Annotated in this window: 18 protein-coding genes; 8 read left to right on the top strand and 10 right to left on the bottom strand. The window is 72.6% G+C overall.

Annotation, left to right across the window (positions count from 1 at the left end; translation table 11 throughout):
* Window positions 1–213 precede the first annotated feature (213 nt).
* Window positions 214–2,340, bottom strand: coding sequence for an acyl-CoA dehydrogenase (locus Q1V71_RS10210; protein WP_300643462.1), 2,127 nt, complete (start codon window positions 2,338–2,340; stop codon window positions 214–216).
* A 73-nt stretch (window positions 2,341–2,413) separates the two neighbouring features.
* On the opposite strand from Q1V71_RS10210, the gene Q1V71_RS10205 reads away from it, so the two are divergent.
* The gene (locus Q1V71_RS10205) at window positions 2,414–3,067 is read left to right on the top strand and encodes a class I SAM-dependent methyltransferase (protein ID WP_300643460.1); all 654 of its coding nucleotides are present in this window, start codon (window positions 2,414–2,416) and stop codon (window positions 3,065–3,067) included.
* Here Q1V71_RS10205 and Q1V71_RS10200 read toward each other — a convergent pair.
* The 3 genes from Q1V71_RS10200 to Q1V71_RS10190 are packed head-to-tail and all read right to left on the bottom strand — an operon-like array spanning window position 3,044 to window position 6,207.
* Window positions 3,044–4,150: a prenyltransferase gene (locus Q1V71_RS10200; RefSeq protein ID WP_300643458.1), complete on the bottom strand. Its 1,107-nt coding sequence runs from the start codon at window positions 4,148–4,150 to the stop codon at window positions 3,044–3,046. The genes Q1V71_RS10205 and Q1V71_RS10200 overlap by 24 nt on opposite strands.
* The gene (locus Q1V71_RS10195; protein ID WP_300643456.1) at window positions 4,147–4,917 is read right to left on the bottom strand and encodes a class I SAM-dependent methyltransferase; all 771 of its coding nucleotides are present in this window, start codon (window positions 4,915–4,917) and stop codon (window positions 4,147–4,149) included. The genes Q1V71_RS10200 and Q1V71_RS10195 overlap by 4 nt, the downstream gene beginning before the upstream one ends.
* A gap of 3 nt (window positions 4,918–4,920) precedes the next feature.
* Window positions 4,921–6,207: a glycosyltransferase family 4 protein gene (locus tag Q1V71_RS10190; protein ID WP_300643454.1), complete on the bottom strand. Its 1,287-nt coding sequence runs from the start codon at window positions 6,205–6,207 to the stop codon at window positions 4,921–4,923.
* Between the two features lie 247 nt (window positions 6,208–6,454).
* Here Q1V71_RS10190 and Q1V71_RS10185 point away from each other — a divergent pair, with 247 nt between their 5' ends.
* A complete protein-coding gene (locus Q1V71_RS10185) occupies window positions 6,455–7,057 on the top strand; it encodes a TetR family transcriptional regulator (RefSeq protein WP_300643452.1) in 603 nt (200 codons plus the stop codon).
* 67 nt (window positions 7,058–7,124) lie between these two features.
* On the opposite strand, the gene Q1V71_RS10180 is transcribed toward Q1V71_RS10185, so the two are convergent.
* The 5 genes from Q1V71_RS10180 to Q1V71_RS10160 are packed head-to-tail and all read right to left on the bottom strand — an operon-like array spanning window position 7,125 to window position 10,573.
* Window positions 7,125–7,922 carry an SDR family NAD(P)-dependent oxidoreductase gene (locus tag Q1V71_RS10180; RefSeq protein WP_300643450.1) on the bottom strand — a complete coding sequence of 266 codons (798 nt, stop codon included), beginning with the start codon at window positions 7,920–7,922 and terminating at the stop codon, window positions 7,125–7,127.
* Window positions 7,922–8,842, bottom strand: coding sequence for a 3-oxoacyl-ACP reductase (locus Q1V71_RS10175; protein ID WP_300643448.1), 921 nt, complete (start codon window positions 8,840–8,842; stop codon window positions 7,922–7,924). The genes Q1V71_RS10180 and Q1V71_RS10175 overlap by 1 nt, the downstream gene beginning before the upstream one ends.
* A gap of 4 nt (window positions 8,843–8,846) precedes the next feature.
* The gene (locus Q1V71_RS10170) at window positions 8,847–9,041 is read right to left on the bottom strand and encodes a ferredoxin (RefSeq protein ID WP_300643446.1); all 195 of its coding nucleotides are present in this window, start codon (window positions 9,039–9,041) and stop codon (window positions 8,847–8,849) included.
* 55 nt (window positions 9,042–9,096) lie between these two features.
* Window positions 9,097–9,564, bottom strand: coding sequence for a pyridoxamine 5'-phosphate oxidase family protein (locus tag Q1V71_RS10165; RefSeq protein ID WP_300643444.1), 468 nt, complete (start codon window positions 9,562–9,564; stop codon window positions 9,097–9,099).
* 1 nt (window position 9,565) lies between these two features.
* Complete coding sequence (locus tag Q1V71_RS10160; RefSeq protein WP_300643442.1) at window positions 9,566–10,573, bottom strand: NAD(P)/FAD-dependent oxidoreductase; 1,008 nt, start codon at window positions 10,571–10,573, stop codon at window positions 9,566–9,568.
* A gap of 196 nt (window positions 10,574–10,769) precedes the next feature.
* Between Q1V71_RS10160 and Q1V71_RS10155 the strand changes: the two genes are divergently transcribed.
* Window positions 10,770–11,468, top strand: a complete 699-nt coding sequence (locus tag Q1V71_RS10155; protein ID WP_300643440.1) for a DUF1707 domain-containing protein — start codon at window positions 10,770–10,772, stop codon at window positions 11,466–11,468.
* On the opposite strand, the gene Q1V71_RS10150 is transcribed toward Q1V71_RS10155, so the two are convergent.
* Window positions 11,446–12,195 (bottom strand): response regulator transcription factor, encoded by a 750-nt coding sequence (locus Q1V71_RS10150; protein WP_300643438.1) that lies wholly within the window; start codon window positions 12,193–12,195, stop codon window positions 11,446–11,448. The two genes, Q1V71_RS10155 and Q1V71_RS10150, sit on opposite strands and share 23 nt — an antisense overlap.
* Window positions 12,196–12,325: 130 nt before the next feature.
* Here Q1V71_RS10150 and Q1V71_RS10145 point away from each other — a divergent pair, with 130 nt between their 5' ends.
* The 5 genes from Q1V71_RS10145 to opgC are packed head-to-tail and all read left to right on the top strand — an operon-like array spanning window position 12,326 to window position 19,013.
* A complete protein-coding gene (locus Q1V71_RS10145) occupies window positions 12,326–13,534 on the top strand; it encodes a SpoIIE family protein phosphatase (protein ID WP_300643436.1) in 1,209 nt (402 codons plus the stop codon).
* A complete protein-coding gene (locus Q1V71_RS10140; protein WP_300643434.1) occupies window positions 13,531–15,597 on the top strand; it encodes a glycosyltransferase in 2,067 nt (688 codons plus the stop codon). The genes Q1V71_RS10145 and Q1V71_RS10140 overlap by 4 nt, the downstream gene beginning before the upstream one ends.
* A complete protein-coding gene (locus Q1V71_RS10135) occupies window positions 15,597–15,929 on the top strand; it encodes an STAS domain-containing protein (RefSeq protein ID WP_300643432.1) in 333 nt (110 codons plus the stop codon). Before Q1V71_RS10140 ends, Q1V71_RS10135 begins: the two co-directional genes overlap by 1 nt.
* On the top strand, window positions 15,922–16,425 hold the full coding sequence (locus tag Q1V71_RS10130) for an ATP-binding protein (RefSeq protein WP_300643430.1): 504 nt from the start codon (window positions 15,922–15,924) through the stop codon (window positions 16,423–16,425). Before Q1V71_RS10135 ends, Q1V71_RS10130 begins: the two co-directional genes overlap by 8 nt.
* Window positions 16,422–19,013 (top strand): OpgC domain-containing protein, encoded by a 2,592-nt coding sequence (opgC, locus tag Q1V71_RS10125; protein WP_300643428.1) that lies wholly within the window; start codon window positions 16,422–16,424, stop codon window positions 19,011–19,013. Before Q1V71_RS10130 ends, opgC begins: the two co-directional genes overlap by 4 nt.
* Window positions 19,014–19,017 lie beyond the last annotated feature (4 nt).

Raw genomic sequence — 19,017 nt, 5'->3', positions numbered from 1 at the left:
CACCAAGATCCGACTCCGCACCCGCATGGCCTTCGGCTTCAAAGACCCCGACGCCCTCATCGCGCTGCTCATGCTCACCCTCGGCGGACACCGACCCACACTCCCAGGCCGAACATGACCCACACATCAGTCACAAGAGCCTCACTCGGCACGGATTCGACGCTCACTCGAACCAGCGCCGAGTCACGCTCGAACCAGCGCCGAGTGAGCGACTCAGCGGGGCAGCCCGAGGATCCGCTCGCCGGCGATGTTGCGCAGGATCTGGGTGGTCCCGCCGGCGATCGACAGGCAGCGGGTGTTGAGCATCTCCCAGACGTCCGCGGCGAAGCGGTCCTCCCCGCGAGCGGTGGTGTCGACGAGCAGCAGCCGCTCCTGCTGGAGCGTCACGACCAGCTCGGCGGCGTCCTGGCGGTTGCGCACCCCCAGGAGCTTGGCGACGCTCGACTCCGCGCCCGGGCCCTGGCCGGCGAGCGACCGCAGCGTCGAGCGGACGCCCAGCAGCGTGCAGACCGTCGACAGCGCGACGGCCCGACCGACGGCGACCCGCTGCGCGGGGTCGAGCCCCTCGGCGGCCAGCTCGACGGCCCGCTCGGTGGCGGCCGAGAGTCGCGTGGTGGCCATGGCGACCCGCTCGTTGGCCAGCGTCGTGCGAGCCAGCTTCCAGCCGTCGCCGGGCTCGGCCACGACGCAGTCGTCGGGCACGAACACGTCGTCGAGGAACACCTCGTTGAAGAGCGCCTCGCCGGTGATCTCGCGCAGCGGCCGGACGTCGATGCCCTCGCTGCGCATGTCGACGAGGAAGTAGGTGATGCCCTTGTGCTGGGGCACGTCCGCGTCGGTGCGGGCCAGGCAGATGGCCCAGTCGGCCTGGTCGGCCACCGAGGTCCAGACCTTCTGCCCGGTCAGGCGCCAGCCACCCTCGACCCGCACCGCCTTGGTGCGCAACGAGGCCAGGTCGGAGCCCGAGCCGGGCTCGGAGAAGAGCTGGCACCACACCAGCTCGCCGAGCAGCGAGGGCCGCACGAAGCGCTCCCGCTGGGCCTCGGTGCCGTGCTGGAGGATCGTCGGCAGGGCCCACGCCGCGATGACGATGTCGGGCCGCTCGACGCCGGCCCGGGCCAGCTCCTCGTCGATGACGACCTGGGTCACCGCGTCCGCGTCCCGCCCGTACGGCGCCGGCCAGTGCGGCATGAGCAGGCCGGTGTCGACGAGGGCGGCTCGGCGCTCGGCGGCGGGCCGGGCCGCGACCGCCTCGACGTCGGCACGCAGGTCGGGGCGGACCGCCTCGTCGCGACCCTCGAGGTCGACCTCGACCCGGCGGCGGCGACCGTCGACGGCCTGGGCGGCGAGCCGCTCGGCGGCGGCGTCCGGCCGCGCGTGCGCGGCCCGCAGGGAGAGAGCGCGTCGGAGGTAGAGGTGCGCGTCGTGCTCGAAGGTGAAGCCGATGCCCCCGAGCACCTGGATGCAGGTCTTGGCGACCTCGACGGCCCCGTCGAAGCAGGTCGCCTCGGCGACGTCGCAGGCGAAGGCCCATTGGGCGTCGGCGTCGAGCCCGGTCGCGTCGGCTGCGGCCGCGGCGTCCCAGGCTGCGGCGGTGACGGCCTCGGCGGTCTCGAGCATCTCGGCGCAGAGGTGCTTCACGGCCTGGAACGAGCCGATCTTGCGCCCGAACTGCTCGCGCACCCCGGCGTACGCCACGGCCGTGCGCAGGCACCAGCGGGCGATGCCCGAGGCCTCGGCGGCAGCCAGGGTGACAGCCACCCGACGCACGAGGGCGTCGTCGACGTCGGCGCGCTCCCCCGCCGACTCCTCGCACGAGACCAGCGCGCCCGCACGGCGGGAGAGGTCCAGCCCGGCGGCGGGCTCGAACGCCAGTGCGGAGGAGGGCAGCAGCAGCCAGCCGTCGACACCCCGCACCAGCGCGTGCTCGAGCGAGGGGGCGTCGAGCAGGACACCTCCGGAGGCCGTCGGGAGCGCCACGGACACCACGGAGCCGCCCGCCAGTGCCGCCAGGCCGGCCTCGACGGCCGGCCCGGCGCCGGCCCGCGTCAGCACGCCGGCCACGACCGCGGGACCGAGCAGCGGGCCGGCGACCAGCTCCTCGGCGCATGCCTCGAGCGCGACGGCCAGGTCGAGGGTCGTGCCGCCCCCGCCGCCTCGGGACTCGGGCACCGCGATGGTCACCAGCCCCATCTCGACGCTGGCCTTCCAGGCGTCGTCGAAGCGCGCCCCGGGGTCGCCCTCGGCGGCCCGGGCTGCCGCGAGGCCCCCCGCGTCGGCGGCCCAGCCGCGCAGGCTGGCGGCGAGCTCGGTGTGCTCCTCGGAGATGCCGATCGACATGCGTGTCCTTCCAGCGACGGCGGGTGCCTGACCGCGAAAACTAGAACGTGTTCTCACTCTATAGGCTGCCGCCGTGAGTGACGACTGGTTGAGCCACGCCCTGGCCGCGAAGGGCTTCATGCCCGAGGACGAGGGGATGCTGCTGCACCGCCGCGCCCTGGAGCGGCTCCCGCACGGCCCCGTCCTGGAGGTGGGCAGCTACTGCGGCAAGTCGGGGGTCTACCTCGGTGCAGCCGCCCGCGCCGTCGGCGGCCCCCAGGCCGTCGTCTTCACCGTCGACCACCACCACGGGTCGGAGGAGAACCAGGCCGGTTGGGAGCACCACGACGCCAGCCTCGTCGACCAGCGCACCGGTCGGATGGACACGCTGCCGATTTTCCGCCGCACGATCGAGGACGCCGGCCTCGAGGACGTCGTGGTGGCCGTGATCGGCCAGTCCACGACCGTCGCTACCCACTGGCGCACCCCCCTGTCGCTGCTCTTCATCGACGGCGGCCACGCCGAGGTGCACGCGCAGAACGACTACTCCGGCTGGGCACACCACGTCGATCGCGACGGCCTGCTCGTCATCCACGACGTCTTCGCCGACCCCGCCGACGGCGGGCAGGCGCCGTACCACGTCTTCCAGCGCGCGCTGGCCTCCGGCGCCTTCACCGAGGAGGAGGCGCTGGGGTCCATGCGGGTGCTGCGGCGGACCTCCGGGTCAGCGGGCGAGCCGGTCGGCTGAGGCGTCGGCCGACTCGCAGCCGCACTCGAGCGCGATCTCGGCGAAGTGCGGGGCCAGCGAGGTCCCGCGCATGATCCCCGAGCCCGGGGTCGCGTGCCCGTGGGTCTCCCCCAGCGCGTCGACGGCCAGCACGACCGCGGCGGCGGTGTACGTCGTGTGCTCGTGCGGCCAGTAGACGTCGGACGGCTCGTCGGTGCGGCCGGTGTCGTAGACCCAGCCGGTCCAGTAGCGGCCGTCGGACTCGCGCAGGTGCTGCATGTCGCGCACCAGCGCCAGCGCGCGGGCGTGGTCGCCGACCGCATCGAGCGCCATCGCCAGCTCGCACGTCTCCGCACCCGTGACCCACGGGTTGGTGTCGACGCAGTGGATGCCCAGGCCGGGCACCACGAAGTCGTCCCAGCGCTCGGCCAGGCGGTCGAATGCGGCCGGGCCGCGCACGGCGCCGCCGAGGACCGGGTAGTACCAGTCCATGGAGTAGGTCGACTTGTCGGCGAAGAGGTCCTGGTGCTCGCGCACGGCGTGGCCCAGCCGACCGCCGGCCAGCTCCCACTCCGGCTGCGGCTCGTCGAGCAGCTCGGCGATCGCGACACCCGCACGCAGCGAGTGGTAGATGCTCGAGGAGCCCGTGAGCAGGCAGAAGTCATCGACGGGCGTCCAGGCGATGCCGCCCCACGCGGTCTGCAGCGAGACCACGAAGTCCAGGCCCGCCTGGACCGAGGGCCAGTAGGTGCGCACGAAGTCCAGGTCGCGGCGCACCAGCCAGTGGTGCCACACGCCCACCGCGAGGTAGGCGGACATGTTGGACTCGCCGCGGTCGTCCTCGACGGTGTTCGCCACGATCTTCATCGGCCACGAGCCGTCGGCGCGCTGCATCGTGGGGACCCACGCGTAGGCCCGCTCCGCGGCCTCCACCTCGCCGCCGACCAGCATGGCCATGGCGGCCTCGACGTGGTTCCAGATGTCGACGTGCTCGCCGGTGGTCCAGGGCACGGCACCGCAGGGCTCCTGCATCGCCGCGATCGCCGCAGCCGTGTCGGCGACCTGGTCCGCGGTGAGCAGCCCCTCGACGTACGGCACGCTCACGCGGTGGCCCCGGACGAGCCGCCGGCCTCCGGCTTGCGGAAGTAGAGCACCAGGCTCTTGCCGATCAGCGGGTCGAGCACCTTGCCGGCCAGCTTGAGGGCGGTCGGCTGCTTCATGATCTCCCAGACCAGCAGCTTGTGCCACGCCTTGACCGCGGGGTGCTCGTCGTTCTCCACGCCCACGGCGCACTTGATCCACCAGTACGGCGTGTGCAGGCCGTGCGCGTAGCCGCGACCCTCGTAGACCATCGCGTCGCCGGGGGTGCCGTCGTTGAACCGGCCGGCCTTGGTGACCTTGTCGATGAGCTCGTGGTCGGTGTAGATCCGGATGTGCCCGCCCTCGGCGTGGTGGTAGTCCGGCGAGAGCTTCCAGTTCACCACCTCGGGCAGCCAGCGCGGCACCGAGATCGCCATGGTGCCCCCGGGACGCAGGACGCGGACCAGCTCCTTGATCGCGGCGACGTCTTCGTGGATGTGCTCGAGCACCTCGGCGCAGACGATCCGGTCGAACTCGCCGTCGGCGAAGGGCAGCGCCAGCGCGTTGCCCTCCTTCACGTCGGCCTCGGCGCCCGCGGGGGCCTCGCCGGCCTCCTTCATCGCCACGAACAGGTCGCGGACGCGGCCGAGCTCCTCGGCGTCCATGTCGAAGGCGATCACGTCGCCGCCGCGGCGGTAGGCCTCGAAGGCGTGACGACCGGCACCGGCGCCCATGTCGAGGATGCGCTCACCCGGACGCAGGCCCAGACGGTCGAAGTCAACGGTCAGCATGGTTCAGGCACTCCACTTCTTCGTACGCCGGCCCTTGCGCCCCTGGACGGGCATCGGGCCCTGTTCGTGCCACTCGGCGACGACCTGCTCGTAGGCGGCAGCGACCTTCACGGCCACGGCCCGCCAGCTGAACATCTCCTCGACCCGCCGGCGACCCGCGCGGCCCATCCGCTCGCGGCGCTCGGGGTCGTCGAGCAGGGCGGCCAGCGCCTGCTCCAGCTCGCCGACGTCGCCGGGCGTGACCAGGTCGGCGCACTCCCCGTCGGGGCCGGTCACCTCGGGGATCGCGCCGGCACGGGAGACGACGAGCGGGGTGCCGCAGGCCATCAGCTCGGCGGTCGGGAGGGAGAAGCCCTCGTAGAACGACGGCACGCACGCGACCTCGGCCGAGCCCATCAGGGCCACCAGCTCCTCCTCGGAGACGCCGTGGACGAAGCGGACCGCGTCGCCGATGGAGAGCTTCTCGATGAGCTTCTCGGTGCGCCCGCCCGGCTTGGGCTTGGTGACCAGGACCAGCTCGGCGTCGCGCTCGGTGCGCAGCTTGGCGAAGGCCTCCAGCAGGGTCGCGATGCCCTTCATGGGGGCGTCGGCGCTGGCCATGGCCAGGATCCGGCCGGGGACCCGCGGCACCGTCGGCGGCACGAAGCCGTCGTCGACACCGAGCAGGATCACCTGCATGCGCGCCGGGTCGACGCCGAAGTCGGTGGCGATGTCGCGCTTGGAGGTCTCCGAGGGGGTCATGATGTGCCGCATCGAGCGGGCGACCCGTCCCTGCATCCGCAGGAAGCCGTACCACCGGCTCAGCGTGAACTTGCGCCACGGGTTGCGGGTCTGGGCGATGTCGATGCGCCGGTCGAACGTGATCGGGTGGTGCAGCGTGGTGATCAGCGGCATCTGCTGCTCGATGTCGAGCATGCCGTAGGCCAGCACCTGGTTGTCGTGGGCGATGTCGAACTCACCGGCGCGCTCGCGCAGCAACCGAGCCACGCGCGTGCCGAAGGTCTTGGGCTCCGGGAAGCCCGCCGCGCACATGGTCGCGAACTCCTCCACGTCGACCCGGTCGCGGAACTCGCGCAGCTTCGGGACGCGGAAGGGGTCGGGCTCGCGGTAGAGGTCCAGGCTCGGCACCTTCGTCAGCCGCACGCCCTCGTCGAGCTCGGGGTAGGGCTGGCCGGAGAAGACCTCGACCTCGTGCCCCAGCGCCACCAGCTCGCGACTGAGGTGGCGCAGGTAGATCCCCTGCCCCCCGCAGTGCGGCTTGGAGCGGTAGGACAGCATCGCGATGCGCACCTGCTGGCTCTCCTTCGACGAGTCGTACGACGGTCCGGAAGCACTTCCCCCGGACTGCTGGGCCGGACTGCTGGTCGGCACCGCTGGGCGCGGCGACGAGCCGAAGAAGTGAAACGTGTTCCTATTATGGACCACGCGGCACCAGCCTAGACGCAGGAGGCCCGGTCACGCTGCCGGGTCGCTCACCTGGACGGGCGCCGCGGACCGTTACCGTTGGAACGTTCCACCACCCGACCATGGGGGCCACATGAGCACCGCACACAGCCTGGCGACCGAGGAGCTCGGCTCCTCCGCGCAGCGCGAGCGCCGCAAGCGCATCCTCGACGCCACGATCGACCTCGCCTCGCAGGGCGGGTTCGACGCCGTGCAGATGCGCGCCGTGGCCGACCAGGCGGAGGTCGCCCTGGGCACCCTCTACCGCTACTTCCCCTCCAAGATCCACCTGCTGGTCTCCGCACTGGGCCGCGAGTTCGAGAAGACCGAGTCGGCGCTGCGCGAGCGCCAGCTCACCGGCCAGACCCCCGCCGAGCGGGTCATCGAGGTCCTTAAGCTCACCAGCCGCGGCCTGCAGGGCGACCCGCACCTCACCGAGGCCCTCACGCGGGCGTTCATGTTCGCCGACTCCTCGGTCCAGACCGAGATCAACCAGGTCGGGATGTACATGACCTCGATGGTCACCCGGGCGATGCACCCCGGACGCACCGAGTTCGACGACCAGGACGTCGCCATCGCCAGGGTGATCGGCGACGTGTGGCTCTCCGCCCTCATGGGCTGGGTGACCGGTCGCTCCACCGCAGCGGAGACCGGTCAGCAGATCGAGGTCGCCGTCAAACTCCTGCTCCGCGACTGACGCGCAGCACGGCCGCCGGGTCCTGCCCGACGGCCGTGCTGGTGAGCCGCTGTGCCGAGCGGTCCGCTCAGCCGCCGAAGCCGTGGGTGGCGGTCACGCCGCCGTCGACGGCGATCTCCGCACCGTTGATGTACGACGACTCGTCGCTCGCCAGGAAGACGTAGAGCGGCGCCACGTCCTCAGGATGACCGACCCGGCGCAGCGGGACCTTGGAGGCGCCGTACTCCATCGCCGCGTCTCCCCCGTGCACACGCGTCATCGGGGTGTCGATCATCCCGGGGTGCACGGAGTTGACCCGGATGCCCATCGGGCCCAGCTCGTGCGCCGCACCCTTGGTCATGCCGCGGATCGCGAACTTCGTGCCGCCGTAGGCGACGCAGCCGGACATGCCGCCCAGGCCCTCGGTGGAAGAGGCGTTGATGATCGAGCCGCCGCCGTTCTTGCGCATCGTCTTGGTGACGGCGTTCATCCCGAGCAGGGTGCCGAGCTGGTTGACGCGGTACATCAGCTCGACGTCGGAGAGGTCCAGCCGACCGACCTGGCCGAAGCGCAGGATGCCGGCGTTGTTGGCCAGCACGGTGACCGGGCCGAACCGCTCGTTGGTCTCCTCGACCAGCGTGGCCCACGCGCCCTCGTCGGAGACGTCGTGGTGGGCGAAGACCGCCATCCCGGGATGGCTGGCCTCGAGCTCGGCCGCGAGCGCCTGGCCCTCGTCCTTCGCGACGTCGGCGAGGACGGTGCGGGCACCCTCCTCGACGTACGCGCGGGCGATGGCCGCGCCCTGGCCCATGGCCGCGCCGGTCACGATGGCGACCTTGCCCTGGAGCCGGCCGGTGCCGGGCGTGGTCCCGGTGGTCCCGGTCATCACTGTGCGCTCAGCTTCATGATCGAGTCGGCCGCGAAGCCGACGGACGGGTCGCGGTCGGCGAAGTAGCTCCCGAGCTGCTTGTCGAGGTCCTCGGGCGTCCAGAGCGTGCCGCTCTTGTCGAAGCGGTCCTCGAGCACCGGGGCCGCGACCAGCGCGACCATCCCGCCGTAGACCACGAACACCTGGCCGGTGATCCGTGCTGCCGCCGGGCTGGCGAGGTAGGCCACGACCGGGGCGACGTGCGCGGGCGAGTACGGGTCGACCTCCTGGCCGGAGGTGTCCTCGCCGAAGACCTGCGCGGTCATCGCGGTGCGGGCGCGCGGGCAGATCGCGTTGGCACGGACGCCGGAGGAGGCCATGGCCCGCGCGGTGCTCACGGTGAGGGCGGCGATGCCCGCCTTGGCGGCGGCGTAGTTGGCCTGGCCCGGAGGACCGGACAGGAACGCCTCGGAGGCGGTGTTGACGACCGCTGCGTCGACCGGCGCACCGGTCTCCTTCGCCTTGGCCCGCCAGTACGCCGAGGCGGTGCGCGAGAGCAGGAAGTGCCCCCGCAGGTGCACCCGGATGATGTCGTCCCACTCCTCGTCGGAGAGGTTGAAGAGCATCCGGTCGCGGGTCATGCCCGCGTTGTTGACCACGACGTCGAGGGAGCCGAAGCCGTCGACGGCCGCGGCGACCATCGCGTCGGCGGTGGCACGCTCGGAGACGTCGCCGGCAGCCACGACCGCCTCGCCGCCCCGGCCGCGGATCTCCTCGGCGACGGCGTCGGCGGCACCCGGGAGGTCGTTGAGGACCAGGCGGGCCCCGGCGTCCGCCAGGGCCAGCGCCTCCGCGCGACCCAGGCCGGCGCCGGCACCGGTGACGACGGCGACCTTGCCGTCCAGGGACGTGCTGGTGCTGCTCCCGCTCTCCGCCACCGGATCAGTCCTCGACCAGCGTGATCGCGGCACGCGGGCAGGCGGCGACCGCGCGCTTGACGTCCTCGATGTTCTCGTCGGTCGTCTGGTCGGTCTTGACCACCAGGTAGTCGTCGTCGTCGAGCTCGAACACCTCGGGGGCCATGGCCTCGCACAGGGCGTTGGACTCGCACAGGTCGAAGTCGACCTTGATCTTCATCGTGACTCTCCTCGGAGGGGTCGGTGGGGGGCGGTGTGGGTCGTCGGGGCTCGGGTCAGACCATCTTGCGGTGGTCCCAGGTCGCGACGTGCTCGGGATGGACCACCACGGCGACCCGCTTGGTGGCCTGCTTCTCGACGGTCTCGCGGCCGAAGTCGCCCAGCGCCTCGAAGGACTCGGCCGCGAGCATCCGGGTGGCGACGGCCGAGCCGATCTCGAGGATCCCCTCGCGGTCGCGGATGATCTCCGCCCGCCCGGTGATCGAGGCGCCGCGCAGCTCGAAGTAGTCCACGCCGTCCTCGACCAGGGCGCTGACCCGCGGGTCGCGCTCGAGGTTGCGGATCTTCTGGCTGCGGCCGTAGGTCCAGAAGGCGATGTTGCCCTCGTGCAGGACGTAGAAGAGCGTGGAGAGGTGCGGGAACCCGTCGTGGCCGTTGCTGGCGATCTGCACCTTGAGGTTCTCCCCCAGCAGCGCCTGCACTTCCGCGTCGCTCATCTTCACGCCGTCGCGTCCGCCACCCATGTCAGCCACCTTCCGAGGAGTGTCCGGGGAAGACCTTGGCGGTCGGGTCGATCGCCACGGTCGCGTTGTTGACGGCCGTGGCCGCCTCGCCGAAGCCCACGGCGATGAGCCGGACCTTGCCGGGGTACTCGGTGATGTCGCCGGCGGCGAAGACCCGGGACAGGTTGGTGCGCATCGAGGAGTCCACCACGACGTGCCGCTTCTGCACCTCCACGCCCCACTGCTGGATCGGTCCGAGGTCGGCGACGAAGCCGAGCGCGGCCACCACCGCCTGGCAGGGGTACGTCGTCACACCGTCGGGGTCGGTGATGTCGACCTCGCCGAGGTGACCGTCCGGGTCCGGGCGCAGGGCGGTCAGCTCGGCCTTGGTGACGATCCGGACCGACGAGGCACGCACCTGCGCCACGGTGCGCTCGTGGGCGCGGAAGGCGTCGCGGCGGTGCACGAGGGTGACCGACCTGGCGACGGGCTCGAGGTGGACCGCCCAGTCGAACGCGGAGTCGCCGCCGCCGACGATGACGACGTCCTTGCCGGCGTACGGGGCGAAGGAGGGGACGAAGAACTCCAGGCCGCGGCCGAGGAACTCGTGCCCGGCGGGCAGCGGCCGGGGGCTGAACTTGCCGATGCCGGCGGTGATGAGCATGGCGCCCGCCCGCACCACGGTCCCGTCGTCGAGGCTCAGCACGACTCCGTCCTCGGAGTGCTGGAGCTCGGTGGCCGTGCGGCCCAGGAGGTAGACCGGGTCGGCGGTCGCGGCCTGGGCGACCAGGCCGGCGACCAGGTCGCGGCCCTTGACCGACGGGAAGCCGGCGACGTCGAGGATCTGCTTCTCGGGGTACATCGCGGTCACCTGGCCACCGAGCTCGGGCAGCGAGTCGACGACGGCGATCCGATGGCCGCGGAAGCCAGCGTAGTAGGCGGCGAACAGGCCGGTGGGGCCTGCGCCGACGACGACGAGGTCGACCTCGACGTCCTGGCCCGCAGGCGACGGGGATGAGGGTGTGGTCACAGCGGGTGATCCTCCCCTTCCCCGAGCGGCCCCGCCAGGGTTCGTCTCGTCGTGCGCCCACCGGTCGGCGGCCGCGCCGGAACTGTAACGTGTTCTAGTTGCGCGCCGCCAGCGACCCGCCCGGTCCGGGCACTGCGCTCCGCCGCGGCGCCTAGGCTGGGACCACGAGCGACCGACGAGGAGCGGAGGAGGGCCCGTGGGACTCGACGCCGATGCCTGGAGCGCGTTCCCGCACGACCCGCGCGACCCCGCCCACGCCCGGCTGCGGGCCAGCGACGCCGACCGGTTCACCGCCACGCACCTGCTGGGCGAGGCCTACGCCGAGGGACGGCTGGACCTGGCCGAGCACGACGAGCGGGCCGAGCACGCCCGCGAGGCCCGGTGGCTCGGTGACCTCGTGCCGCTGCTCGAGGACCTGGTCCCCCGGCTCACCGCACCCCAGGGGCGCGGTCTGGTCCGGGCCACCCCCGCCGAGCTGCGGACCCGCGCTGAGCAGGAGTGGGCCAGCGACCGGCGGCAGGCGGTGCTCGGGTTCCTCGCCCCCAGCCTCATCTGCTGGGCGGTCTACGCGACCCTCGCCTGGGGCGAGTCCCCGGGCGAGTGGCAGCTGCCGTGGCCCCTCATCGTCACCGTGGTCACCTTCCTCAACGTCGTGCGGGTGCACGTCGCCCGCGAGGACATCGTGGCCTCCGAGCTCGCCGCGCTGGAGAAGAAGCGGGCCAAGGAGGCGCGGGCCCTGGCCAAGGAGAGCGCCGCGAGGGAGCGCCTGGACCCGCAGGCGATCCAGGCGGCCTCCGAGCTGGCCCGGCGCAAGGCGAGGGAGGCTGCGCGCACCGTCGAGCAGGACGTCGTACGCCGGTTCAACGAGCGGTTCAGGCCTCCTGGGCCGTCCTGAGCCGGTACGCCGTGCCCCCGACGACCGCGATCCAGTCGCGGCCCGTGGTGCTGCGCAGCTTGCGGCGCAGGCCGGCCACCTGGACGTCGACCAGGAAGTCGGACTCGATGAACTCCCCCTGCCAGACCTCCTTGACCAGCGCCCCGCGTTCCATCGACTCCCCCAGGTGGCGGGCCAGCGTCAGCAGCAGCCGGCCCTCGGTGGGGGTCAGCGGCACCGACTCGTCGCGGTAGCGGGTGGCCCCCGTCAGCGGATCGAGCAGCAGGCCGTGACCCAGGTCGGTCATGGCCACGCCGGAGGCCCGGACCGTCGTGCGGTCCTGCTCGTCATCGGTGGCGGGGCCGGGCAGGCCCATGCGCGGGCGCCGGAGCAGCGCGGCGGCGCGCGCACGGAGCTCCCGCGGCGAGAAGGGCTTGGAGAGGTACTCGTCGGCGCCCACCTCGAGCCCGACCAGGCGGTCGATCTCGGCGTCCCGCCCGGTCACCATGATGATGTAAGCGTCGGTGAAGGAACGCAGTTGCTCGCAGACCTCGGTGCCGTCCATGTCCGGCAGGGTCAGGTCGAGGGTGACCAGATCGGGTTGGCGCTCACGCGCCAGGGCCAGCGCCGTCGCGCCGGTCGAGGCCACGACGACGTCCATATCAAGCGCCTCGAGCACCATGACCACGAGGTCGGCGATGTCGGGGTCGTCGTCGACCACGAGGGCCCGGTGCCGCACCTGGGTCACGTCTGCCACCTCCCGACCGCACCTCCCCGGCGCGGCCTGTCGCCCGATCGCCACGGCACATCCGGGCGGTCGCCCACAAACTATCGGTCGGCGCGGTAGCGTCCACCCACCGAGTGGTCGAGGCGCGCCGATGGGGAGGTCGCAGGTGGTCGGGGGTGTCGAGGACGAGCGCCGCCAGCGCGCGGTGGACGGGCTGGGACTCGCCGAGACCGGCAGCCACCCCCGGCTGGACCGGATCACCCGGCTCGCCTGCCTGGCCCTGGACGTCCCGATGTCCGCGGTGACGGTCCTGGATCGCGGTCGCGCCTGGTTCCCCAGCGCGGCGGGCTTCGAGCCCGGGTCGATGCAGGCCGAGGACACCTTCTGCGTCACCACCCTCGCGGAGGACGCCACCGAGCCGTTGGCCGTCGTCGACGCCCACGCCGACCCGCGCTTCCAGGACCTGCCCGTGGTCCACGACGGGGTCAACGCCTACGTCGGCCTGCCGCTGCGCGACCACACCGGCACCCCGGTGGCCACCTTCTGCGTCTTCGACACCAAGCCGCGCGAGCTGACCCCCGAGCAGCGCGAGGCCTTCGAAGACCTCGCCGCCTGGGCCGAGCGCGAGCTCGTCGCCTCCACCGAGATGCAGCAGGCCAGCCGGGTCCAGGCCTCGTTGCTGCCCTCCCGCCCGGTCCGGGTCGGCGAGTGGGACGTCGACGGGCTCTGCCTGCCCGCGCTGGCGGTCGGCGGCGACTTCTACGACTACGAGGTCAGCGGCGGGGTCCTGCACGTCAGCCTCGGTGACGTCATGGGCAAGGGCACCGGTGCCGCGCTCATCGGCGCCGCCACCCGCACCGCCCTGCGCAGCACCTCCTCGGCCGTCTCCGCCGGGGTCGACCTCGGCGTGACGGTCACCCACGTGGCACGCTCGATGCTCGACGACCTGGAGCGCGCGGAGTCCTTCGTGACCCTCATCGACCTCGCCCTCGACCTGGAGTCGGGCATCGCCAGGTACGTCGACGCCGGCTCCGGCCTGCTCCTGCTGGTCCGCGCCGACGGCACGCCCGTGCGGCTCTCCGGTCGCGACCGGCCGCTCGGCATCCTGCCCGACGACCACTGGGAGGAGGTCGAGGTCGAGCTGCGGACCGGTGACCGGCTCGTGCTCTTCAGCGACGGCGTCCTGGACCTGCTCGAGGACCCCGACGACTGGCCGCGGGCAGTCGGCTCCTGGGTCGCCGAGGCCGACGACCTGCCATCCTTCCTCACGGCGATGGCGCGCACCGCGACCGAGGAGACGCCACTGGACGACATCACGGTCGTGGCGGTGTTCCGGCAGGGCGTGAAGGAGATCGGGTGAGTCCTCGCCGGGCCGAACCGGCCGCCCTCTCCCCCGAGGCCGCCGAGCGGCGCAGGCGACACCGGCTGCTGCAGATCCGCATCGTCGTGGTGCTGACCGCGCTGCTGGGCCTCAACTACGTCACCTGGCGCTGGCTGTTCTCGGTCAACTGGGACGCCTGGTGGATCGGCGTCCCGCTCGTGCTGGCCGAGACCTACAGCCTCATCGACTCCCTGCTCTTCGGGCTGGGCATGTGGAGGCTGCGCGAGCGCGGCGAGCCACCGCCGGCCCCGCCGGACCTGACGGTCGACGTGTTCATCGCGACCTACAACGAGCCGATCGACCTGGTGATGACCACCGCGCGGGCGGCCAAGGCGATCACCTACCCCCACCGCACGTGGGTGCTCGACGACGGCAACCGGCCCGAGATGCGGGCGGCCGCCGAGGCCGAGGGCATCGGCTGGCTGACCCGCTCAGCGGACTGGGTCGGGATGCCGCGGCACGCCAAGGCCGGCAACCTCAACAACGCGCTGCTCAACACCGACGGCGAGTTCATGCTGATCCTCGACGCCGACCAGATCCCGATGCCGGAGATCCTGGACCGGACCCTGGGCTACTTCACCGACGAGAAGATGGCCCTGGTCCAGACCCCGCAGTGGTTCGTGAACGTGCCCGACGACGATCCGCTCGGCAGCCAGGCGCCGCTGTTCTACGGGCCGATCCAGCAGGGCAAGGACGGCTGGAACTCCGCGTTCTTCTGCGGCTCCAACGCCGTGATCCGCCGCGAGGCGCTCATGCAACTGGGCATCAGCCGCTACGTCCAGGAGGTCGAGACCGGCGTCGAGCGGGCGCTGCGCACGGCCCGCAGCGTCGTACGCCGCTCGCGTGCGGGCCTCGGGCCGGAGGAGCACGAGGTCCGGGCGGCGCTGGACACGATCCTGGCGGACATCGACGGGGCGCGGCGCGACCTCGCCCGCGACGTCCCGCTCTTCGACGTCACCTTCGCCTTTCAGCAGCGGGTGGCAGCCGTGCGCGCGTCGCTGGTGGCCGACGACCTCGCCACGCTCCAGGAGGACCTCGCCGTCCTGGCCGAGCTCGAGGAGATCGCCGAGGACCCCGACATCCACCTCGGCTCCATGGACGCAGGCGAGCTGGGCCAGGTCCTGGCCCGCGACCTCTCGCCCCTCGCGGCGGTCGAGGCCGTGGAGACGCTGGTGCGCGCGATCGACGTCGACCGCGGCGGTGAGGCGCAGGCGATCATGCCGCTGGCCACGATCTCGGTCACCGAGGACATGGCGACCTGCATGCGACTGCACACGATGGGCTGGCACTCGGCCTACCACGACGAGGTGCTGGCCCACGGCCTGGCGCCGGAGGACCTGCAGACGATGCTGGTGCAGCGGTTGCGCTGGGCCCAGGGCACGGTGCAGGTGATGTTCCGCGAGAACCCGCTGGTGCAGAAGGGCCTGACGCTGCCGCAGAGGCTCATGTACTTCGCGACGATGTGGAGCTACCTCTCCGGCTTCGCCGCAATCGTCTACATCGGCGCCCCCGTGGTCTACCTGATGATCGGCGTGCTGCCCGTCCAGGCGCTCTCCACCGAGTTCTTCCTGCGGCTCGTGCCGTTCCTAGTGGTCAACCAGCTGTTGTTCTGGCTCGTGGCGGACGGGAGACCGACCTGGCGCGGCCAGCAGTACTCCCTGGCGCTCTTCCCGGTGTGGATCAAGTCCTTCACCTCCGCCTTCGGCAACGTCTTCCTCAACCGCCCCCTCGACTTCGCGGTCACCCCCAAGACCAAGCAGGAACCCACCGGACCGGCCTGGCACCTGGTCCGCCCGCAGCTGTGGGCGATCGGGCTGCTCTTGGCGGCCATGGTCGTCGGCACCATCCGGATCCTCGCCGGTCAGGCCAACACCGCCGGGGCGCTGTTCAACATGGTGTGGGTCGCCTTCGACCTGCTCATCTTCTCCGTCATCATCAAGGCCGCCCGCTACCGCGGCTTCGAGCCACCGGAACCCTCGTCCGACCTGCAGTCCGACCCACCGACCGACATCGCGGCACCCGCCCGTGAAGGAGCAACCTGATGGAACTCGACGTCTCCACCCGTGACGACGGCATCGCCGTGGTCGTCCCGCGCGGCCGGCTGAACATGGTCTCCGCGCGCCAGCTCAAGGAGACCCTCTCCGACCTCGTGGCGGGTGGCAGCGCCCGGATCGTCGTCGACCTCGGGGAGACGACCTTCCTGGACTCCTCCGGCCTCGGTGCTCTCATCGGCGGCCTCAAGGCCGCGCGCCAGGCCGGCGGCGACCTGCGGGTCGCCCGACCCACCCCGGCGGTGGTCTCGGTCTTCGAGCTGACCAACCTCGATCGGGTGCTGCGGGCGCGCGAGAGCGTCGAGACGGCCTTCGATGCCTGAGGGCGCAGGCGGGCGAGGCGAGGAGGCGGGACGTCCCGCCGTCCTCGACGAGCTCGCTGCTGCGCCGCACCGGCTGGTGCTCTCGGCGGTGGCCGACCCGGAGGTGATGGACCTCGTCCACTCGATGCTCGAGCACCTCTTCACGCACAACCCCCAGGTCTCGGACCCGGTGCGGGTGAAGTTCGAGATGTCGGTCATCGAGATCCTCGGCAACATCGTCGAGCACGCCTACGCCCACGACTCCGCGCTGCCTGCGGTGGACCCGTCCGAGGCGCGCCGCTTCGAGATCCAGCTGCTGGCCACCGACCGTGAGGTCGTCGCCACCCTGAGCGACAACGGCATGCCGGTGAGCCTCGACCTCGGCGACCTGTCCATGCCCGACGAGCTCGCCGAGTCCGGTCGCGGCCTGGCCCTGGCCGCCTCGGCCCTCGACACCCTGTGGTTCGAGCGGGTCGAGGGGCGCAACCACTGGTGCCTCGCGTGCAACCTGGGATGACCCGCGTCGCGGCGTACGTCGTGGTGCGCACGATCGGCGTGCTGCTGGCCCTCGCCGGCGCGATCGTCCCCCTCGTGTGGCTGGCGCCCGGAGCCGCGGCCTCGGGCGAGGACGAGGACGGGCTGCCCCTCCCCGCACCCGGCCGTCCCTGGTTCGGCCCGCAGCTGGACTGGCTGACCGACTCCGCGGAGGACTACCGGGACCGGCTGGGCAGCGACGCCGCGCTCTACGGCCAGCGCGTGGCCTACCCCCTGACCCAGGACTCCACCTTCTTCCTGCGCCGCCTGGTCACCGAGTCCGCGGCGCAGGGCGCCGTGCCGGTGCTCAGCCTGGAGCCCAGCGTGCCCCTCGACGAGCTGGACGCCGAGGACGCGACGGCGCTGACCGACGAGCTGTCGGCGCTGCACGAGGAGCTCGGCACCGGCTACCTGTTGCGCTTCGCCCCCGAGATGAACGGCACCTGGTACTCCTGGGGCCAGCAGCCCGGCGCCTACGTCGAGGCCTTCCGCGAGCTCGCCGACGTCGTCCACGACCAGCTGCCCTCGGCGGCCATGGTCTGGTCGCCGGTCTACGGTGCCGGCTACCCCTACGGCGCGGCGTTCGGCGACGTGGACCCCGAGCGGACCGCCGACGTCGAGACCCTCGACACCGACGGCGACGGCCGCTTGGGCACCGGTGACGACCCCTACGGCCCGTACTGGCCCGGGCCCGAGGCCGTGGACTGGGTCGGGCTCACGCTCTACCACTACGGGCCCGACCTCGGACGCATCGACAACGAGCTCGAGGACCCGGGCACCGGCGGCGAGACCGGCGAGGAGGAGTCCGCGACCGGGTTCGACATCGACCGGGTCCCCGGCGAGGGCGCGCTGCGGGCGCGCCTCAACGAGGTCTACAACTACGGGCAGCAGGCTCCGACCCGTCCCTTCTACGACCGCTTCGCCGACGGCTTCGACAAGCCCTTCCTCATGGACACCGGCGCCCTGTGGATCCCCGATCGTCGCGGCGACCCCGAGATCGACATCAAGCGCTCCTGGTGGCGGCAGGTGCTGCGCGCCGACCAGGACTGGCCGCGGATCGCGGGCATCCTCTGGCTGGAGGAGCGCCGCCGCGAGGCGGAGGCCCGCGACCGCGTCGTCGACTGGCGGGCCACCCGCACCCCGGAGCTCGCCCAGGCACTGCTGCGCGATCTCGAGGGCGAGGTCGACCTGGGGCCCGTGACGCCCGTGGTCGAGGTCGACCCCGAGGACCTCGAGGGCGGCGGCGCGGAGGGGACCGGAGGTGAGGACCAGGCCGGCCCGAGCCCGGACCCGGGCCTGGCCACCGCCGTCCTGCCGGTCCCCCGCCCCTGGTGGCTGGCCGGCAGCGCGCTCTCGCTGCTGGTCCTGGCCGGCCTCGCCGCGCTGGCCGCGCGGCGACGGCCTGACTGGGGCTATGCCGCCGACAGCCACGACCACGCCGCCCCGGGCAACCGGGACCTGCGCCTCGACGTCGCGCGAGGGGTGCTGCTCGTCGGCCTGGTCGCCGCGCACGTCGAGCTGCTGGCGACCACCGACGGACCGGTCGCCCGCCTCATGGGCGGGCTGGTCGGTCCCGAGGCGTTCGTCCTGGTCGCCGGGCTCGCGGTCGGCCTGCGCCACGAGGCGCTCGTCGAGGCCGGCGGTGCGCTGGCGGCCGCGTCGGCACGCTGGCGTCGCGCCCTCACCTGGTGGATCGTAGCCGTCCTCGTCGCCCTCGTGGTGCTGGGCCTGCGCTACCTGCCCGGCACCGCCGACCGCGCGGTCACCCACTGGCTCCCCGGCGGCGCCGGGCGCACAGGCGGCACCGACCTGTACGTCGATGCCGCTCCCCTGCTGGAGTACCCGCCGCCCTGGTGGGCGGTGCGGGAGCTCTTCGTGCTGCGCACCATCCCCTGGCCGCTGTCGATGCTGGGCCTGCTCGTGGTGCTCGCCCTCGTCACGCCGCTGCTCGTCGCGCTGCTGCGGCGGCGGGCCTGGTGGCTGGTGCTCCTCGGCTCCTGGGCGACGTACGCCGCCGGCGTGGTGTGGACGCCCGACTGGACCCGGGGCACCTGGGAGGCGGCGTACCCGCCGCTGCTGTGGCAGGTCGTCTTCGTCCACGGCCTGGTGCTGGCCCACCACCGGCGCGAGCTCCGCGCCCTGCTCGACCGCGCCTGGCTGCGTCGCGCCCTGCTGGCCGTCGCGGTCGTGGTCGGGCTCGCGTGGGCAGGCGTCACCACGGCAGCAGCCCTTGCCGGCGGCGAGCCGGCCGAGCGTCTGCTGGACCTGACCGACGGCCGCGACCTGCCCGCGGGACGGCTCGTCGCTCTGGTCCTGGTCGCCCTGGTCGCGTGGCTGCTCCTCACCGCCTGCTGGCGCCCGCTCGCGCGGGTGCTCCAGCCGGTGCTGGCGCCCGTCGGCTCCGCGGGCACCACCGTGCTCGCGGTGCACGTGCTGCTGCTGGTCGCCCTGGCAGCCCTGCCGCTGGACCTGGCGACCGGCTGGGTGCGGGCGCTCGCCACCCTCGCGGTGGTGGCCGTCGTGCTCGTGGCGGTGCGCTCGCGGCCGCTGCGCGCGGTCCTGCCTGGCTGACCCG

Source organism: Nocardioides sp. (assembly GCF_030149505.1).
Classification (GTDB): domain Bacteria; phylum Actinomycetota; class Actinomycetes; order Propionibacteriales; family Nocardioidaceae; genus Nocardioides.
This window is presented reverse-complemented; position numbering and strand designations above follow the sequence as displayed.

Bases quoted from the DNA above. Each gene is read 5' to 3' on its own strand.
- Q1V71_RS10210 (WP_300643462.1), bottom strand. From the start codon at position 2,340: ATGTCGATCGGCATCTCCGAGGAGCACACCGAGCTCGCCGCCAGCCTG.
- Q1V71_RS10195 (WP_300643456.1), bottom strand. From the start codon at position 4,917: ATGCTGACCGTTGACTTCGACCGTCTGGGCCTGCGTCCGGGTGAGCGC.
- Q1V71_RS10185 (WP_300643452.1), top strand. From the start codon at position 6,455: ATGAGCACCGCACACAGCCTGGCGACCGAGGAGCTCGGCTCCTCCGCG.
- Q1V71_RS10180 (WP_300643450.1), bottom strand. From the start codon at position 7,922: ATGACCGGGACCACCGGGACCACGCCCGGCACCGGCCGGCTCCAGGGC.
- Q1V71_RS10170 (WP_300643446.1), bottom strand. From the start codon at position 9,041: ATGAAGATCAAGGTCGACTTCGACCTGTGCGAGTCCAACGCCCTGTGC.
- Q1V71_RS10165 (WP_300643444.1), bottom strand. From the start codon at position 9,564: ATGGGTGGCGGACGCGACGGCGTGAAGATGAGCGACGCGGAAGTGCAG.
- Q1V71_RS10145 (WP_300643436.1), top strand. From the start codon at position 12,326: ATGGGGAGGTCGCAGGTGGTCGGGGGTGTCGAGGACGAGCGCCGCCAG.
- Q1V71_RS10135 (WP_300643432.1), top strand. From the start codon at position 15,597: ATGGAACTCGACGTCTCCACCCGTGACGACGGCATCGCCGTGGTCGTC.
- Q1V71_RS10130 (WP_300643430.1), top strand. From the start codon at position 15,922: ATGCCTGAGGGCGCAGGCGGGCGAGGCGAGGAGGCGGGACGTCCCGCC.
- opgC (WP_300643428.1), top strand. From the start codon at position 16,422: ATGACCCGCGTCGCGGCGTACGTCGTGGTGCGCACGATCGGCGTGCTG.